Below are 16284 nucleotides of genomic sequence, written 5' to 3' on the forward strand. Positions count from 1 at the left end.
CGGTTGTCCGCCGGGCTGGCAAACCACCACAGGACTCGGGCGGCCTCGGCCGGAAAGAACAGGGATGGGCATGGGCAAGGACGTGTCAGCGGACCCGTTCAACCCCCGCGACCGCGGGCGCTACCGGCGGAAAGTCCAGCGCTGCTTGGACACCCTCGCGCGAATGCTCTCGGACGGGAGTTTTTCCTTCCCCCGCAAGCACATCGGGCTTGAAGTCGAACTGAACCTGGTGGACGGCAAGATGCGCCCGGCGATGACCAACGCCGCGGTGCTCGAAGCGCTGGACGACCCGTCGTTCACCACGGAACTGGGCCAGCACAACATCGAACTCAACGTGCCGCCGCGGCCGCTGGCCGGGGATTCCGCGCTGGAACTGGAAGACGAGCTGCGGTCGTACCTCACCAGGGCCGGTGCCAAGGCCCGCGAGAAGCACTCGCACCTAGCGCCGATCGGCATCCTGCCGACGCTGACGCACGACCACTTCGACGAGAAGTGGCTCACGCCGAACGCGCGTTATTCCTTGCTGAACGACCAGATCTTCGCCGCGCGCGGCGAGCAGACCGTGCTGTCGATCGAGGGCACCGCGCTGCCGGGGCAGCAGGCCGAGCGACTGCGCAGTTACGCCGAGTCGATCCTGCCCGAGGCCGCGTGCACCTCGGTCCAGTTGCACCTGCAGGTCTCACCGGAGGAGTTCGCCCCGCACTGGAACGCCGCGCAGTGCCTGGCGGGCGTGCAGGTCGCGCTCGGCGCGAACTCGCCGTTCCTGCTGGGCAAGGCGCTGTGGCACGAAACGCGGATCCCGTTGTTCCTCCAGGCCACCGACACGCGGCCGGATGAGCTGAAGAACCAGGGCGTGCGGCCGCGGGTGTGGTTCGGCGAGCGCTGGATCACCTCGATCTTCGACCTGTTCGAGGAGAACGTCCGCTACTTCCCCGGGCTGCTGCCGGAAACGGATGCCGAGGATCCGGTCGAGGCGCTGGAATCCGGGCAGGCGCCGAAGCTGAGCGAACTGCGCCTGCACAACGGCACGGTCTGGCGCTGGAACCGGCCGGTCTACGACGTGGTCGACGGGAAACCCCACCTGCGCGTGGAAAACCGGGTGCTGCCCGCCGGGCCGACGGTGCTCGACACGATGGCCAACGCGGCGTTCTTCTACGGCGCCCAGCGCGCACTGGCCGAAGCGGACCGCCCGGTCTGGACGCAGATGTCCTTCCAGGCAGCCGAAGAGAACCTGTACGCGGGTGCCAGGAGCGGGCTCGACGCCCAGCTGTACTGGCCGGGCATCGGCTGGATCCCGCCGGACGAACTGGTGCTGCGCATCCTGCTCCCGCTCGCGCACGAGGGGCTGCGGCAGTCGGAAGTGTCCGATGTGGCCAGAGAGCGGTACCTCGGGGTGATCGAACAGCGCTGCCTGACCCGGCGCACCGGTGCCCGCTGGCAACGCGAACACGTGCAGCGCGCCGAGGAACGCGGAGCCGACCGGGACACCGCGCTGGCCAGCATGCTCGCGCGCTACCTCGAACTGGCGCAGACCGAAGAACCGGTACACGCCTGGCCCGGCGACTAGGCGCTGTCCCGCACGTCCGGTCGATCGGCTCCGTGATCCAGGTGGCCCCCGGCGATCCCTCGGCCGACTGAGCCCACTTCGATTGCTAGGAGTGGGGCATTACTTGCGTTGATTGCAAGTAATGCCCCACTCATAGCATTGGCTGCCGGGGCGCGGGGAGCCGCCGGGATAGAATGGGCCGCTTCCCGGGAGGTCGGATGCCCAAGATCATCGGCGGCTCGCTGAACGCCCACCGCGAGCAGGTGCGTGCCCGGGTGTTCACCGCCCTGCGCAACCAGCTCTACGAGCGCGGCTTCGACGCGATCACGCTGGCCGGGGTGGCCGCCGAGGCCGAGCTGGGCCGCACGGCCATGTACAACCACTTCCCCGACAAGGAGAGCCTGCTCGTCGCCTTCGTCGAGGAGGAGGCCGCGCAGTACGTGCGGCGCCTGGAAGCCGCGGTGGACGCGGCCAGCGACCCGGTGGACCAGCTGGCGGTGTTCGTCCGGCTGCAGTTGCGCGCGCTGTCCGAGTACCACCTGCCCCCGGGCGGCGCGCTGGCCACCACGCTCGGCCCGGCGTCCTACCGGCGCATCGCCGCGCACGCCGACCCGATCACCGAGCGGCTGCGCACGATCCTCACCGATGGCATGGCGGCCGGGCGGCTGCCGGAGGAGGATCCCGACATCCTCATCCCGATGATCACCTCCGCGCTGGCCAGCCGCCAGATCATCGACGTGCCCGCCGAGCAGCTGGACGCCGCGATCGCCGGTGCCGTGCGGTTCATCCTGCGCGCGGTCGGGGTGAAGACCGGTAAATAAGGGTAGCCTTACCGGCGAATATCACCTACGCTCTTTCTGACAGGTTGTCAGATCGTCAGGAGGGCGTCCCATGGCAGCACTGGTGACCGAGGAACTGGCCCTGCGCCCGTTCTCCGAATCCCTCCGCGGCTCGACCAAGGCCGTGCACGAGCGCGCCCACCACTCCAGCTACATGGACGCCCTGCTCAGCGGCTCGCTCACGCTGGAGGGCTACGGCCTGCTCGCCGCCCAGTACTTCTTCATCTACCGCGCGCTGGAGCAGGTCACCGACGCCATGGCGGGCGACCCGGTCGGCGGCGACTTCGTCATCGACGAGCTGCGCCGGCTGCCCGCGCTCGAGGCCGACCTGGCGTTCCTGCTGGGCGAGGACTGGGCCGACAAGATCGAGCCGGTGCCCGCGACCACCGCCTACGTCAACCGGCTCGGCCGGATGGCCGACTGGCCGGGCGGGTACGTCGCCCACCACTACACCCGCTACCTCGGCGACCTCGCCGGCGGCCAGGTGGTGCGCGCGCTGCTCAAGAAGACCTACGGCGTCACCGGTCCCGGCGCGCTGTTCTACGACTTCGAGAGCGCCGGCAGCCCCAGCGCGTTCCGCAAGCGCTACCGCGCCCTGCTGGACGCGGCGCCGTGGGGCGTCGAGGAACGGCGGCGGATCATCGACGAGACGCTGCTCGCCTTCGAGCTCAACATCGCCGTGCTCGCCGACCTGGCCGACGCGACCGGGCTCGAGTCGGCCTGATCACACCGCGTTGACCTCCACCTGGCTCGAGGTAGGAGGGTGGGTTTACGGCGGCGGCCCCCCGGGGTACCGCCACCGGAGGCGGTGTCCCAGCGGGCGACCCAGCTCGCCCCGGCCTGGTGAATGGCACTAGGTTTGGCAGCGCCAGTACACTCTGCGTCGATCAAGAAGAAGGAGGGCCGATGGCCCGCTACGAGCTTCCCGACCTCGACTACGACTACGGCGCCCTCGCCCCGCACATCTCCGGCGAGATCAACGAGCTGCACCACAGCAAGCACCACGCGACCTACGTCAAGGGCGCGAACGACACGCTGGACAAGCTCGCGGCCGCCCGTGAAGCCGACGACTTCGGCTCCATCGTCGGGCTCGAGACCACGCTGGCCTTCAACCTGGCCGGGCACGCCAACCACGTGGTGTGGTGGAAGATCCTGTCGCCGGAAGGCGGCGACAAGCCGACCGGCGAGCTGGCCGCCGCCATCGACGAGGCGTTCGGTTCGTTCGACAAGTTCAAGGCGCAGTTCACCGCCGTGTCCACCACGATCCAGGGCAACGGCTGGGGCGCGCTCTCCTGGGACCCGATCGGCAAGACGCTGATCACCCAGCAGCTGAAGGACCACCACAACAACCTGATCCTGCCGACCACGCCGATCCTGCTGGTCGACGTCTGGGAGCACGCGTTCTACCTGGACTACAAGAACGTGAAGCCGGACTACGTCAAGGCGCTGTGGAACATCTTCAACTGGGCCGAGATCAGCAAGCGGTTCGACAACGCCGTTGCCGGTGGCAACGGCCTGCTGCTTTCCTGAACGAAGGCTCGCCGAACGGGGTTCTCCCACACCGGGAGGGCCCCGTTTTCCGTCGGCGGACATCGGGTCCACTGTGGACAACCCGGTTGACCCGTTGACAGCGAGCGCACCCGGCGGGTACCCCGGACATGAACGAGGCCCCGCTCCCGGGGTTCCCGGTTGCGAGGCCTCGTCCGTTCCCGAACTGACTGCCGCTCCCACCACGAAGCGGGCGAGTTGAGGTTAGCCTAACCTGATTCGTCCGCGCAAGGGTCAGTTGCTGTTGCCCGGCTTCCAGCCGAGGTAGTTCGCGAAGTAGCCCTGCCTGGCGTGCCCGATCTTGCCGTTCACGCTGGTCGCCCACACGCCACCGCTGCCGTCGGCCAGGCCGACGTGCCCATATGCCGAGATGTTCCAGAAGACGAAGGCGCCGCGCGGCGGGGTGCCCGTGGTGTGGCGCGCGCCGTCGGAGGACCGCCAGTGCGCGATCGCGCTCGCGTGGTGGGTGCTGCGGTTCCAGGCCAGGCGCACGGCGCGCTCGCAGTAGCCCTGGTACGCGGTGCTGCCCTCGCGGTTCTTGAACCAGTTGATGGCGCCGTTGGCGGTCTGCGCGGCCTCGAAGCCGCCGTCGGCCTCCGGGCCGAGCAGCGCGGTCGGGTCGGCGATGTCCGCGGCGGTGATCTCGCTGTACAGGTCGGCGGGCGGGGCCTGCTCGGCCGAAGCCGTCACCGTGCCCGCGGTCCCGGCGAAGGCCAGCGCCGCGGCGAAGACCAGCGCCCGGCCGAACTTGTTGAGCTGCATGTTTCCTCCCAGTGATGAGTTCACCGAGGAGCGTGCCGCCGGGCGCTACGCGTTCGCTAAGCGCGCCGGTCCAGCACGCGCAGCCCGGGGAAGCGCCGCCGCGGCAGGCTCACCCCACCGCGGCGCACCAGGATCACCGCGCACACCAGCGCGGCGAACGCCGAGATCGCGCCGCCGATGATGAACGGCGACCGGCCGCCGAACGCCTCGGCCATCCAGCCGGTCATCGGCGCGCCGATCGGGTTGCCGCCGACCAGCACCAGCACGTACAGCCCCATCACGCGCCCGCGCATCTGCGGGCTGACCGCGGTCTGCACCAGCGCGTTCGCCGTGTTCAGGAAGGTGATGGTGGCGTAGCCGAGCGGGATCAGCGCGATGCCGAAGGCGAAGTAGGTCGGCATGTACCCGGTGACGACCTCCAGGAGACCGAGCGCGAGGGCGGAGAGCAGCAGCACCCGCACGCGCGGGCGTCCGCGTGAACCCCGTCTGGCCGACATCAGCGCCCCGGTGAAGGTGCCGACCGCGAGCAGCGTGGACAGCAGGCCGTAGCCGTCGGCCTCGGTGCCGAACACGTTGGCCGCCACGATCGCCAGCGAGGTGAAGAAGGTGATGCCGAAGGTGCTGACGAAGAACACCAGCACCATCACGGTCATCAGGTCGGGCCGCCGCCGCACGTACCGCAGGCCCTCCCGCAGCTGCCCCTTCGCGCGTTCCACCCGCGGCCCGCGGAAGAGCTTGTCGGGGTTCATCAGCAGCAGCCCGGCGAGCACGGCCAGCGTGCTCACCGCGTTCGCCAGGAACAGCCAGCCGGTGCCCACCCAGACGATCACGAAACCGGCGATCGCCGGTCCGACGATCCGCGCCATGTTGAAGATCGTGGAGTTCAGCGCGACCGCGTTCGCCACGTGCTCGCGGCCGACCATCTCGGCCACGAACGACTGCCGCGTCGGCACCTCCATCGCGGCCACGCAGCCGAGCACGAAGCACAGCACGAACACGTGCCACATCTCGACCACGCCGGTGATGTCCAGGATGCCGAGCACCAGCGCCTGCGTGCCGGCCACGGCCTGCAGGCCGATCAGCAGCTTGCGCTTGTCCGCGCGGTCGGCGAGCACCCCGGCCCACAGCGAGAGGAACAGGATCGGGGTGAACTGCAGGCCCACCGCGATGCCCAGGGCGACCGGGTCGTTGCCGCTGAGGGTGAACACCAGCCAGTCCTGCGCGATGCGCTGCATCCAGGTGCCGATGTTGGAGATCACCTGGCCGCTGAAGAACAGCCGGTAGTTGCGGACCTTGAGCGAGCTGAACGTGCCGGACCGGCGTGGGGCGGTCGCGGGAAGGGGTACCGCTTCCCGGGTAGCTGTCGTCGTGGGAGTGGACTCGGCTTCGCTACCCAGGTTCCTCGGCACCGCTGTTAGTTCCCCGCCATCCTGTCGATGATCTCGGCGGCGTGGGAGAGCACTTCGCGCTCCTCGCCGCTCAGTTCCGCCAACTGCGCGTCCAGCCAGGCCTCCCGCACGGAGATGGTCTGCCGGATGTAGGCCAGCCCGGTCTCCGACAGCTCCACGATGGCCTGCCTGCCATCGGTGGGGTGCGGCCGCCGTTCGACGTGCCCGAGCTCCTCGAGCGCCGCGATCACCCTGGTCATCGACGGGGGCTGCACGCCCTCCTTGGCCGCCAACTGCCCCGGGGTCAGCGCCCCGCACTTGTGCAGCGTGGACAGCGCCGAGATCTGGGTGAGCGAGATCGTCTCGGTCGCGCTCTGCGCCCGGAGCCGCCGGTTCAACCGGACGACGGACAGGCGCAGGCGGCTCGCGAGCGACCGGTCCTGCACACTGTCGGGCATATAGTTAGCATACCTCACGATCGCCGTGAGGCGTACCTCAGGCCAGCGCCGCCCGGATCGGGCCGAGGGCGAAGTAGAGCACGAACGCGACCGCGACCACCCACATCAGCGGGTGCACCCGGCGGGCCTTGCCGATGGCGACCTGGATCAGCACGTAGCTGACGAACCCGGCGCCGATGCCGTTGGCGATGGAGTAGGTGAACGGCATCACCGCGATGGTCAGGAACGCGGGCAGGGCGATGGAGAAGTCGCCGAAGTCGATCTCGGTGACCTGCCGGATCATCAGCGCGCCGACGATCACCAGCGCGGGCGCGGCGGCCTCCACCGGCACCACCTCGTACAGCGGGGTGAAGAACATGGCGATCAGGAAGAGCAGGCCGGTCACCACGTTCGCCAGCCCGGTCCGCGCGCCCTCGGCGATGCCCGACGCCGACTCCACGAAGACGGTGTTGGAGCTGGACGAGGCCGCTCCCCCGGCGATGGCCGCGGCGCTGTCCACGAACAGCGCCTTGCCCACGCCCGGCAGCTGGCCGTCCTTGTCGATCAGGTCCGCTTCCTTGCCCAGGCCGGTCATCGTGCCGATGGTGTCGAAGAAGTCGGTCAGCACCAGGGTGAACACCAGCAGCGCGGCGGAGATCGCCGGGATCTGCACCCAGGCGTCGAAGTTGAACTCGCCGACCAGCGACAGGTCCGGCACGCCGAGCACGTTGTCCGGCAGGCCCGGGTAACCGAGGTTCCAGCCGCGCGGGTTGGTACCCTGCGACGGCCCGGCGTCGACGATGGCCTCCAGCGCGATGGAGAGCACGGTCGCGGTCAGCACGCCGATCAGGATCGCGCCGCGCACCTTCTTGGCCACCAGGATGCCGGTGAACACCAGGCCGAACACGAAGACCGCGGTGGGCCAGGAGGCGATGGAACCGTCGATGCCGAGCCCGACCGGCACGGTGGTCTTCGCCGCGTCCGGCACCCGCCGCACGAACCCGGCGTCGACCAGGCCGATCAGGCAGATGAACAGGCCGATGCCGACGGCGATGGCGGCCTTGAGCGGGGCGGGCACCGCGTTGAACACCATCGTCCGCACCCCGGTCACCACCAGCAGCAGCACCACGAGGCCGTTGACCACCACCAGGCCCATCGCGGCCTGCCAGCTCATCTGCGGGGCGATGGTGACCGCGACCAGCGAGTTCACCCCGAGGCCGGTGGCGATGGCGAACGGGTAGTTCGCCACCAGTCCGAAGAGGATGGTCATCACCCCGGCCACCAGCGCGGTCACCGCGGCGACCTGCCCGACCGGGAGGATGGCGCCGAAGGCGTCCTTGTGCGCGCCGGCGTCTTCGGCGGAGAAACTGCCGAGGATCAGCGGGTTGAGCACCACGATGTAGGCCATCGTGACGAACGTGACCACGCCGCCACGGATCTCGCGGCCCGGGGTGGAGCCGCGTTCGCTGATCTTGAAGAAGCCATCGATCCTCTGCTTCATCCCGGGTTTCCCTGCCTCCGCTGTGGTGCCGACGCCGGGTACCCTGCCTGACGTGGCCGAATCGATCAATTCCGGCGGGGTAAAGAGCGGGTTTCAGCACACTCCGGAGCTACCGGAGCGCTGGATCGCGCTCTGGCCCGTGGTGGTCGCCGGCACCGGGCTGTGGGCGCTGGCCTTCCTGGTGCTGCTCGTGTTGAAGCTGGTCAACGGCGCCGCCTCGGACGTGTGGCTGTGGACCTGCGTGGCCGGCGTCGGCCTCGGCTTCGTCGGCCTCGGCATCATGACCTGGCAACGCGCCGCCTTCCGCCGCGGCTCCAAATCCGCCCAACGCGCCACCTGACCCCACACCCGACCCCCACACTCACGCACCCGAACCCCACACTCAGGCAGCCGAACCCCACGCTCGCGCACCCGAGCCCCACGTTCAGGAAGCCAAGCCCCACACTCAGGCAGCCGAATCCCACGTTCAGGGCGCCGAGTTCCACGTTCAGGGCGCCGAGTTCCACGCTCGGGGCGCCGAGTTCCACGCTCAGGCCCTCGAGCCAGCCGAGTCCCGAGGCGGAGCCCAGTGGACACGAATGTGGCTTTGGGGGCGGATTCGGCCCCCAAAGCCACATTTGTGTCCCGCCAGGGGCGGCGAGTGTGGGGTTCAGCTGCACGAGTGTGGAACTCGGGCGCCTGAATGTGGGACTCGCCCGAGACGCGGCGGGAACCCGGCGAGTCTCACGTTCGTGCAGCCGAACCCCACGTTCAGGAAGCTGAACCCCACACTCAGGTAGCCGAGTTCCACACTCGGGCCCTCAGGCCAGCCGATCCCGAATGCTATGAGTGGGGCGTTACTAGCGTTCAACGCAAGTAATGCCCCATTCCTAGCGTTCCAGCGCGGAGTGCCGGGGCGGCGAGTGTGGGGTTCGGCTGCAGGAGTGTGGAACTCGGGCGCCTGAACGTGGGGCTCGGCGGGGTTAGGCGTGCAGGCTTTCCGCCGTCGGTTCGTCCAGGAAGGCGGTGATGGTGTGCCGGTCGTCCCAGCGGTCCATCGCCCAGGCGAGTGCCCGGGCCAGGCCTTCCGAGGTGTCGGCCGCGTGCAGGCCGCCGTCGAACCACCACGGGACGGCCACCGAGGCGTCGCCGTGGGCCACGGTCAGTTCCTCGTGCATGTGCACCCCGCCCTCGGGCAGTTCCAGCCCGAGCAGGTCGGCGACCACCACCACGGCGGCCAGTTCCCGCCACGGGATCAGCTCGCCTTCGCTGTCGACCCGCACCTCGGCGACCTTCTCCGCGGCGAGCGGCAGGTCGAGCAGGTCGGCCAAGCGCGCCGCCCGTTCGGCCCCCGGTAGCGCGGCGACCACCCGGGACGCGGGCAGCACCCCGAGCGGCCACGGCGTGTCCAGCACCACGGCGTCCTCAGCGTCGCACACCGAACCGTCCAGGGCCCGCACGCGCGAAGGCACGTAGTCATCCGCGAATTCGGCGTCCGCCAACACCGTGTGCGCGCGGGCCGCCAAGCCCGGGGAGACCTCGCGCGAGGCGTCCGCGAGCCGGTCCATCAGCTCGGCGACGTCGTCGGCGTCGGTGATGCCCAGCGTCGTGCGCACCCCGGCGGCGATCAGCACCTCGTCCGGCAGGTCCACGTCCGGCACCGGGTCGTAGAGCCCGGCGAGCGTGGTCGCGGACGGCATCCGCCATTCCGCGGGCGCGCGCCCGCCCAGTTCGGCGTGCACGGCGAGCCACCGCGCGGTCCGGCTGTCCGGCCGGGCCAGCACGCGCCAGGTGTTCGGCCGCGCGGCGAGCAGGCGCAGCGCGTCCGGCCAGCGGTCGTCGGCGACCAGGTCGAGGTCGCGGACCTCCGGCTCGTCCTCGTCGTCCTGCAGCACGAAGGTGTCCAGCACGCCCGCGCCGGTGAGCACGTCGGCCGGCCAGTCCTCGGCGAAGTCGGCGTCGAGCACGTCCAGCGGGGCGTCCTCACCGATCGCGTCGGCGTCGAAGACCTTGAGCAACGGCGAACTCGGCAGCACCAGTTCCTCGGCCCGGCGCCAGCCGTGCTCGGCGGGCAGCACGAGCGAACCCAGCCAGTCGACCGGTGCCTCGTAGGCCAGTCGCAGCACGGCCCCGGCCAGCGGCACCACGTCCGAGCCCTCGGCTCCCCGCTCGACGGCGTCCCGCAGGGCGGGCGACTCCAGCAGGTCGCGGGCTTCGGCTTGCTTGGCACCCAAACGTTCCAGCAGCGGGTGCGCGGCGTCGGGGTGCACCAGCCGCAGACCGCCGATTCCGGCCTCGGCGAGCAGTTCGAGCAGATCATCGGCGGCACCGAAGAGCAGCGAGCCGCGTGGACCGGGCAGCGTGCGGCCGTCGACCAGCGGCACCGGCAGCCCGCCGAGCTCGTCGGCGGACACCGTGTGCGCTTCGAGCAACGGCAGCAGCTGGTCGTACAGCTCGCGCCACCACGACGGATCACGCGCGATGCCGGTGATCTGCTCGATCACCTGCGCGAGGGAGATCGGCTCCACCCCGACCGGCGCGAGGGCGCGCTGCACCTTCGGCCCGGACAGCGCGATCAGCCCCGGCACGGCTTCGGCCAGCAGTTTCACCAGCTTCGGCGACTCGGCGGAGAGCACGCGAGCCCGGCCGCCGGTCAGGTCGTCGCCCTCGGCCGCGGGGAGCCAGGCGTCCTCACGCAGCCGCGTGGTGATCATTTCCCGCAGCGTCGTGTCCACTTCGGACAGTGGGAAGGTGGCGGCAGGCACCAGCGCCGGCCGGTACTCCGCGTGCATCTTCCGCACCAGCCCCGGGTACGCGGCCGCGGCGGCCACCAGCGCCGGTCGCACGCCCGGCCCGGGCAGCACCCGGCGCCGCGACGGCTCGATCGGGATCGCCGCGATCAGGCGCGCGGGCAGGGACAGCCGCTCGTCGGTGGGCGTCGGCGCGTGCAGCACGCTCGACTCCAGCGGGATCGGCTCGCCCGAGGCGAGCACCTGCACCGCCCAGACGCAGTCGATGTCCAGCGAGCCGTGCGTCAGCCAGCGGCGGGTCTTGCCGTCGGGCGCGGTGATCACCAGCGCCCCGGCGACCTCGGACCGCAGCCACACCCGGCCGTCGAGTTCCACGCGGTTCAGCCACGGCAGGGCGAGCAGCAGGTCCTCGGCGGCGGAGTCCAGCTCCGCCAGCAGCGCCGGACCGTCCACATCGGACCGAAGGGGCAGGCGGACCTCGGTGTCGAAGCCCGAGGGCAGCGGCGGCTCGTCCGGCTCGGTGGGCCACGGCAGCCGGAGCACCGGCACCTCGCCCTCACGACCGGCTTCGGCACGCGTCTGCGCGGCGGAGAACCGGATCCCGCCCGGCCTGGAGACCACGCGCGGCTCGTCGGTCACGGTCAGCACGGCCGCGAAGCCGACGCCGAACTGCCCGACCAGGCCCGCGCCCTTGGACGACGCCCGCAGCGAAGCCAGCGAGGCCACCCCGGGCGCGTCCAGCGGCGCACCGGTGTTGGCCACCCGCAGCTCACCGTCCACAAGGGACACCCGGAGCGTGCCGGGCCTGCCGCCCAGCTTGGCGGCGTCGGCGGCGTTCTGCGCCAGTTCGACGAACAGGCGGTCCCGGTAGCCACCGACGCGCAGGTCGCGCTCGGTGTTCGTGTCCTCGGTGAACCTCGTCGGCGAATCTCGCCAGGCGGTCAGTACGGGGGTGCGGATGCTCTCGGTGCCGAAGGGGTCACTCGGACTTGTCACTCGCGAGATTCTCTTCCTCCGCCGGAGTCGTGTCCAGCATGGAGTCGTCGTAGACCAGTTCGGCCACCGGCACCGAGGAGGTCACCTCGACGCGGATCTCCGAGTGCGCCCCGCAGCCGTACTCCACGTCGACCACGTGCCCGTCGGCCGGGGAGATGTCGTTGGCGCAGGCACCGAACCCGGCTCGCAGCGAACCGGCGAGCGGCAGGAAGAACCCGCAGGTGCCGCAGGACCCCGGCGCACTGCGCGCCATGTCCGAGCGGGGACCGAACTCACCGCCGTGCCAGCGGGTGGCGGCGTCCTCGCGGCCGTAGCGCGACAGCACGTGCACGCGGCCGAGCCCGACCTCGAGCGCGACCTCTTCCACCGCCGGGTCGTCGGAAGCCAGGTAGCCCGGCGCCAGCCGGGGGTCGTTCTCGTCGGCCGGGAAGATGTCCCCGACCCCGAGGTCACCGGCGCGGACGCGGCGTTCCCACGGGATCCACGAGGGCGCGGTCAGCGCCTCCGGCCCTGGTCGCAGCACGACCTCGCTCACCGTCACCGGCTCGCCGGCCCCCGCGGTGGCCACCGTGACCGACCAGCGCCAGCCGCGGTACCCGGGCACGTGTGCCTCGAACAGGTGGGTGATGGACACGGCGTCCTCACGCTCGACGCCGGCGTGCGCCCCCACCTGCTCGGCCCCTCCGTCCCGCTCGGCGGCCGCGCGAGCCAGCTCGACGGCTTCGACCAGGGACTCCCGCAAGGAACCGTCGTCGAACGTCAGCAGCAGCGTCATGGTGTCCATGATGCCGCACGCGTTCGTGGGAAGCTGGGCAGGTGCGCACTCCAGTTGCTACGGCACTCGCTCTGACGATCGGGCTGACCGGCTGTGCCGCGAACAGCACAGAGGGTCCGGTGACCGAACAGCTGCGGGTGGAGGTGCTCGAAACCCTGGCCCACGACGCCGGTGCCTTCACCCAGGGCCTCGAACTGGACGGCGGCACGCTCTACGAGGGCACCGGCCTGGTCGGCAAGTCCGCGTTGCGCGTGGGCCCGCTCGGGCAGCCGCCGGTCACCGAGATCCCGCTGCCCTCGCCGCTGTTCGGTGAGGGCATCACCGTCACCGGCGACTCGGTCTGGCAGCTCACCTGGCAGAACCAGACCGCCATCGAATACGACAAGGCCACGCTGACCGAGCGGCGCCGGGTGTCCTACGAAGGCGAGGGCTGGGGCATCTGCCAGCAGGACTCCGGGCGGCTGGTGACGAGCGACGGTTCGGCCGAGCTGACCTTCCGCGATCCGGCGACCTTCGCGGAAACGGGTTCGGTGGGCGTCCAGCGGGATAAGCTCAACGAACTGGAGTGCGTGGGCGACTCGGTGTACGCGAACGTCTGGCAGACCGACGAGATCCTCCGGATCGGTCCGGACGGCGCGATCACCGGGCACATCGACGCCTCCGGCCTGCTCAGCGCGCCGGAAGCGGGGGGTGCGGACGTGCTCAACGGCATCGCCGCCGTGCCGGGTACGGACGAGTTCCTGCTCACCGGCAAGCTGTGGCCGAAGATGTTCCGGGTGAAGTTCGTCCCCACCGCGCCTTGACCCGGCGAAGGCGACCGGTGGTACGGCAAGATTGCAGGTGTGATGCGTTTCGGTTCGTCCTCGCGGTCGGGAAAGGGTCGCGCCGGCAAGAAGGGCAAGCGCAAGTGGACCCCGGAACCCGGTAGCACCACCCGCCACGATCCGCCCCCGCCGCCGCCTTCGCGCGAGCGGCCGCCGACGCGCGTCATGCCCGCCGACCGGTCCGGGGGCCCGGCGCCCGCCGAGCAGAGCTACCCGCGCTCTCGCACACCTGCCTCCGACTACCCGCCGCCGCGCGAGCCCCGCCGGGTGCCGACCGCCGACGAGGCACCCACCGGCGCCATCCCGACCCCGCCGCCGTCCTACGCGCCGAACCCGGACCACTTCCTGACCCAGCCGGTCCGCCGCGAACGCGAACGCGAGCGCGAACGGCACGCACCCCCGCCGCCCCCGCCACCGCGCCAGGGCACCCGGTCGAACCTGCCGCCGGTCCCGCCGCCACCGCTGAACCGCCCGCGCGGGCACTCCGGTGAGCACGAGCGCTACGACTCCGGCGGCTTCGCGAACGAGCAGCAGCGACGCTCCTTCGAGGAGTCCGAGCACACCGAGGCCGCGCACGGATTCGAAGCACCCGCCGAACCCCCGCGGGGCCGCAGCCTGCCGCGGCTGCCGAAGAAGCTGACGGTCACCAGGGTCGCCGCGCTGCGCAGCCGCCAGCTGACCGGCCAGGCGGTGGACGCGTTCCAGCGCGCGGCCAAGGCCGACGGCGCGGACAAGTCCGGGCTGACCTCGCTGACCTACGCGACCATGCTCAACTACGCCAGCGACGCCGCGATGGCCATCGCGCTGGCGAACACGTTGTTCTTCGCCGCCAGCAGCGGCGAGAGCAAGGGCAAGGTGGCGCTCTACCTGCTGATCACCATCGCCCCGTTCGCGCTGGTCGCCCCGGTGATCGGCCCGGCGCTGGACCGCATCCAGCGCGGGCGGCGGCTGGCCATGTGCGCCACCTCGGCCGGTCAGGCGCTGATGTGCGTGTTCATGGCGCTGCACTTCGACGACTGGGGCCTGTACCCGGCGGCGCTCGGCAAGATGGTGCTGTCCAAATCGTTCATGGTGCTGAAGTCCTCGGTGACGCCACGGGTGCTGCCACCGGAGATCACCCTGTCCAAGACCAACGCCCGGCTGACCGTGTTCGGCCTGGTGGCAGGCGGGGTGTTCGGCGCGATCGCGGCCGGGATCAACGGCCTGTTCACCTCCGCGGGCGCGTTGTGGTTCACCGCGGCGATCTGCGTGGTCGGGGCGGTGCAGGCGATGCGCATCCCGTCCTGGGTCGAGGTGACCGAAGGCGAGATCCCCGCCTCGCTCGGCGCGCACCCGCAGAAGAAGAAACGCCAGCCGATGGGCAGGCAGATCGTGGTCTCGTTGTGGGCCAACGGCTCGATCCGGCTGGTCACCGGCTTCCTGTTCCTGTTCGCCGCGTTCGCGGTGAAGGCGCAGACCGAGGGCAGCGGACAGAGCCCGTTCATGCAGTTGCTGCTGCTCGGCGTGATCGGGGGCGCGGCCGGGGCCGGCGGTTTCCTCGGCAACGCGCTGGGTTCGCGGATGACCTTCGGCAAGCCCGACCAGGTGGTGATGGGCTGCGCGGCCGCGACACTGGCCTCGACCGTGCTCGCCGCGATACTGGCCGGGCTGGCCACCGCGGCGATCGTCGGCCTGGTCGGTGCCACGTCGAGCGCGCTGGCGAAGATCAGCCTCGACGCGGTGATCCAGGCGGACCTGCCGGAGGAGTCGCGGGCGTCGGCGTTCGGGCGGTCGGAGACCGTGCTGCAGCTGGCCTGGTGCTTCGGCGGCGCGGTCGGCCTGCTGCTGCCCGCGAGCTACTGGATCGGCTTCCTGGTGATTTCGGTGCTGCTGGCTTTCGGCGTGGCGCAGACGATGATGGTGCACCGCGGCAGCACGCTCATCCCCGGTCTCGGCGGCGACCGTCCACTCCGGCCGGACGCCACCGACACCCCGCCGCGCGGCGTGCGCAGCGGGGGACCGGCTCCTTCGCGCGGACCGGCGGGCTCGTAGAGTCCGGGGTATGCGTCGTGTTCTGGCCGTGCTCGCCGGTGGTGCCCTCGTGCTGGCCGGCTGTTCCCCGGTCCCCCGCCCCGAGGTGACCTTCTTCGCCGACGGCAACACCGTGCGGACCGGCCCGTTCATCCACTGCGACGAGCGGGTGAGCTCCTGCGAGCAGGACGACGGCGCCGAGGCGCGGTTGAAGGTGCGCCCCGGCAAGCCGGTGCAGATCTCGCTGCCGAAGGAGATCGTGGACACCCCGTGGCTGGTCAACGTCCAGTACCAGGACGCGTCGGGCGCGCTGCAGCCGGTGAAGCAGGAGTTCTTCTCCCCCGGCGAGCAGCACGCCTACACCGCCACGGCGGGCCCCGGCGACCAGCTGGTGGTGGTCGAGATCCAGCAGATCAGCGCGGCCACCGCGATCGACGCCACCGGGGCGGCCATCGAGGACGAGCAGGGCAACCCGCAGCTCGTCGTCCGCGGCATCTGGACGCTCCAGATCGAGGCCGGGGCTTAGGGATCCAGGTCCCGAGCCACCGCGCGCATGATCTCGGCGATCTGCTTGGTGTGCTTGCGGTCCGGATAGCGGTTGCGCCGCAGGTCCGGCTGCACCTTGAGCTCGAGCAGCTTGATCATGTCCTCGATCAGGCCGTGCAGCTCTTCGGCGGGACGGCGGCGGGCCTCCGCCACCGAAGGCGGCGGGTCGAGCAGCCGGACGGACAACGCCTGCGGACCGCGGCGGCCGTCGGCCACCCCGAACTCCAGCCGCTGACCGGCCTTGAGCGCCGCTACGCCCTGCGGTAGCGCGGCTTTCCGGATGTAGACGTCCGCGCCGCCATCCTGGGTGACGAAACCGAAACCCTTTTCCGCGTCGTACCACTTGACCTTGCCGGTCGGCACTGCCCTCACCCGTTCCTTCA

15 protein-coding genes are annotated in these 16284 nt (G+C 70.8%); 8 read left to right on the forward strand and 7 right to left on the reverse strand.

The window, feature by feature from the left end; translation table 11 throughout:
* Window positions 1–70: 70 nt before the first annotated feature.
* The 4 genes from JOM49_RS02755 to JOM49_RS02770 all read left to right on the forward strand — a co-directional run bounded on the left by JOM49_RS02755 (window position 71) and on the right by JOM49_RS02770 (window position 3915).
* Window positions 71–1567 carry a glutamate-cysteine ligase family protein gene (locus JOM49_RS02755; protein WP_209662766.1) on the forward strand — a complete coding sequence of 499 codons (1497 nt, stop codon included), beginning with the start codon at window positions 71–73 and terminating at the stop codon, window positions 1565–1567.
* A 197-nt stretch (window positions 1568–1764) separates the two neighbouring features.
* Complete coding sequence (locus JOM49_RS02760) at window positions 1765–2367, forward strand: TetR/AcrR family transcriptional regulator (RefSeq protein WP_209662768.1); 603 nt, start codon at window positions 1765–1767, stop codon at window positions 2365–2367.
* A 70-nt stretch (window positions 2368–2437) separates the two neighbouring features.
* Window positions 2438–3109 (forward strand): biliverdin-producing heme oxygenase, encoded by a 672-nt coding sequence (locus JOM49_RS02765; protein ID WP_209662770.1) that lies wholly within the window; start codon window positions 2438–2440, stop codon window positions 3107–3109.
* A 182-nt stretch (window positions 3110–3291) separates the two neighbouring features.
* Window positions 3292–3915 carry a superoxide dismutase gene (locus tag JOM49_RS02770; protein WP_209662771.1) on the forward strand — a complete coding sequence of 208 codons (624 nt, stop codon included), beginning with the start codon at window positions 3292–3294 and terminating at the stop codon, window positions 3913–3915.
* Window positions 3916–4167: 252 nt separating this feature from the next.
* Here JOM49_RS02770 and JOM49_RS02775 read toward each other — a convergent pair whose 3' ends face one another.
* From JOM49_RS02775 to JOM49_RS02790, 4 genes are all read right to left on the reverse strand, one after another.
* Window positions 4168–4695 (reverse strand): hypothetical protein, encoded by a 528-nt coding sequence (locus JOM49_RS02775; RefSeq protein WP_245369219.1) that lies wholly within the window; start codon window positions 4693–4695, stop codon window positions 4168–4170.
* 56 nt (window positions 4696–4751) lie between these two features.
* On the reverse strand, window positions 4752–5972 hold the full coding sequence (locus JOM49_RS02780; RefSeq protein WP_245369795.1) for an MFS transporter: 1221 nt from the start codon (window positions 5970–5972) through the stop codon (window positions 4752–4754).
* A 137-nt stretch (window positions 5973–6109) separates the two neighbouring features.
* The gene (locus tag JOM49_RS02785) at window positions 6110–6541 is read right to left on the reverse strand and encodes a MarR family winged helix-turn-helix transcriptional regulator (protein WP_209662775.1); all 432 of its coding nucleotides are present in this window, start codon (window positions 6539–6541) and stop codon (window positions 6110–6112) included.
* Between the two features lie 37 nt (window positions 6542–6578).
* The gene (locus tag JOM49_RS02790; RefSeq protein WP_209662777.1) at window positions 6579–8021 is read right to left on the reverse strand and encodes an NCS2 family permease; all 1443 of its coding nucleotides are present in this window, start codon (window positions 8019–8021) and stop codon (window positions 6579–6581) included.
* A 52-nt stretch (window positions 8022–8073) separates the two neighbouring features.
* On the opposite strand from JOM49_RS02790, the gene JOM49_RS02795 reads away from it, so the two are divergent.
* A complete protein-coding gene (locus JOM49_RS02795; protein WP_209662784.1) occupies window positions 8074–8361 on the forward strand; it encodes a DUF2530 domain-containing protein in 288 nt (95 codons plus the stop codon).
* Between the two features lie 622 nt (window positions 8362–8983).
* Here JOM49_RS02795 and JOM49_RS02800 read toward each other — a convergent pair.
* Both JOM49_RS02800 and JOM49_RS02805 read right to left on the reverse strand, forming a co-directional pair.
* Window positions 8984–11746: a sacsin N-terminal ATP-binding-like domain-containing protein gene (locus JOM49_RS02800; RefSeq protein ID WP_209662786.1), complete on the reverse strand. Its 2763-nt coding sequence runs from the start codon at window positions 11744–11746 to the stop codon at window positions 8984–8986.
* On the reverse strand, window positions 11730–12521 hold the full coding sequence (locus JOM49_RS02805) for a DUF3027 domain-containing protein (RefSeq protein WP_209662788.1): 792 nt from the start codon (window positions 12519–12521) through the stop codon (window positions 11730–11732). Before JOM49_RS02805 ends, JOM49_RS02800 begins: the two co-directional genes overlap by 17 nt.
* Before the next feature lie 41 nt (window positions 12522–12562).
* On the opposite strand from JOM49_RS02805, the gene JOM49_RS02810 reads away from it, so the two are divergent.
* The 3 genes from JOM49_RS02810 to JOM49_RS02820 all read left to right on the forward strand — a co-directional run bounded on the left by JOM49_RS02810 (window position 12563) and on the right by JOM49_RS02820 (window position 15881).
* The gene (locus tag JOM49_RS02810) at window positions 12563–13324 is read left to right on the forward strand and encodes a glutaminyl-peptide cyclotransferase (RefSeq protein ID WP_209662790.1); all 762 of its coding nucleotides are present in this window, start codon (window positions 12563–12565) and stop codon (window positions 13322–13324) included.
* A gap of 186 nt (window positions 13325–13510) precedes the next feature.
* Entirely contained in the window at window positions 13511–15376 is a 1866-nt protein-coding gene (locus JOM49_RS02815; protein WP_372444208.1) for an MFS transporter, read from the forward strand.
* Between the two features lie 10 nt (window positions 15377–15386).
* On the forward strand, window positions 15387–15881 hold the full coding sequence (locus tag JOM49_RS02820) for a DUF2771 family protein (protein WP_209662791.1): 495 nt from the start codon (window positions 15387–15389) through the stop codon (window positions 15879–15881).
* On the opposite strand, the gene JOM49_RS02825 is transcribed toward JOM49_RS02820, so the two are convergent.
* Window positions 15878–16264, reverse strand: a complete 387-nt coding sequence (locus JOM49_RS02825; RefSeq protein ID WP_153036764.1) for a cold-shock protein — start codon at window positions 16262–16264, stop codon at window positions 15878–15880. The genes JOM49_RS02820 and JOM49_RS02825 overlap by 4 nt on opposite strands.
* Between the last annotated feature and the right edge of the window lie 20 nt (window positions 16265–16284).

Source organism: Amycolatopsis magusensis, assembly GCF_017875555.1.
In the GTDB taxonomy this organism is placed as follows: Bacteria; Actinomycetota; Actinomycetes; order Mycobacteriales; family Pseudonocardiaceae; genus Amycolatopsis; species Amycolatopsis magusensis.

Coding starts and splice junctions, on each gene's coding strand:
- JOM49_RS02755 (WP_209662766.1), top strand. CDS start 71: ATGGGCAAGGACGTGTCAGCGGACCCGTTCAACCCCCGCGACCGCGGG.
- JOM49_RS02760 (WP_209662768.1), top strand. CDS start 1,765: ATGCCCAAGATCATCGGCGGCTCGCTGAACGCCCACCGCGAGCAGGTG.
- JOM49_RS02765 (WP_209662770.1), top strand. CDS start 2,438: ATGGCAGCACTGGTGACCGAGGAACTGGCCCTGCGCCCGTTCTCCGAA.
- JOM49_RS02770 (WP_209662771.1), top strand. CDS start 3,292: ATGGCCCGCTACGAGCTTCCCGACCTCGACTACGACTACGGCGCCCTC.
- JOM49_RS02775 (WP_245369219.1), bottom strand. CDS start 4,695: ATGCAGCTCAACAAGTTCGGCCGGGCGCTGGTCTTCGCCGCGGCGCTG.
- JOM49_RS02785 (WP_209662775.1), bottom strand. CDS start 6,541: ATGCCCGACAGTGTGCAGGACCGGTCGCTCGCGAGCCGCCTGCGCCTG.
- JOM49_RS02790 (WP_209662777.1), bottom strand. CDS start 8,021: ATGAAGCAGAGGATCGATGGCTTCTTCAAGATCAGCGAACGCGGCTCC.
- JOM49_RS02805 (WP_209662788.1), bottom strand. CDS start 12,521: ATGACGCTGCTGCTGACGTTCGACGACGGTTCCTTGCGGGAGTCCCTG.
- JOM49_RS02815 (WP_372444208.1), top strand. CDS start 13,511: ATGCCCGCCGACCGGTCCGGGGGCCCGGCGCCCGCCGAGCAGAGCTAC.
- JOM49_RS02820 (WP_209662791.1), top strand. CDS start 15,387: ATGCGTCGTGTTCTGGCCGTGCTCGCCGGTGGTGCCCTCGTGCTGGCC.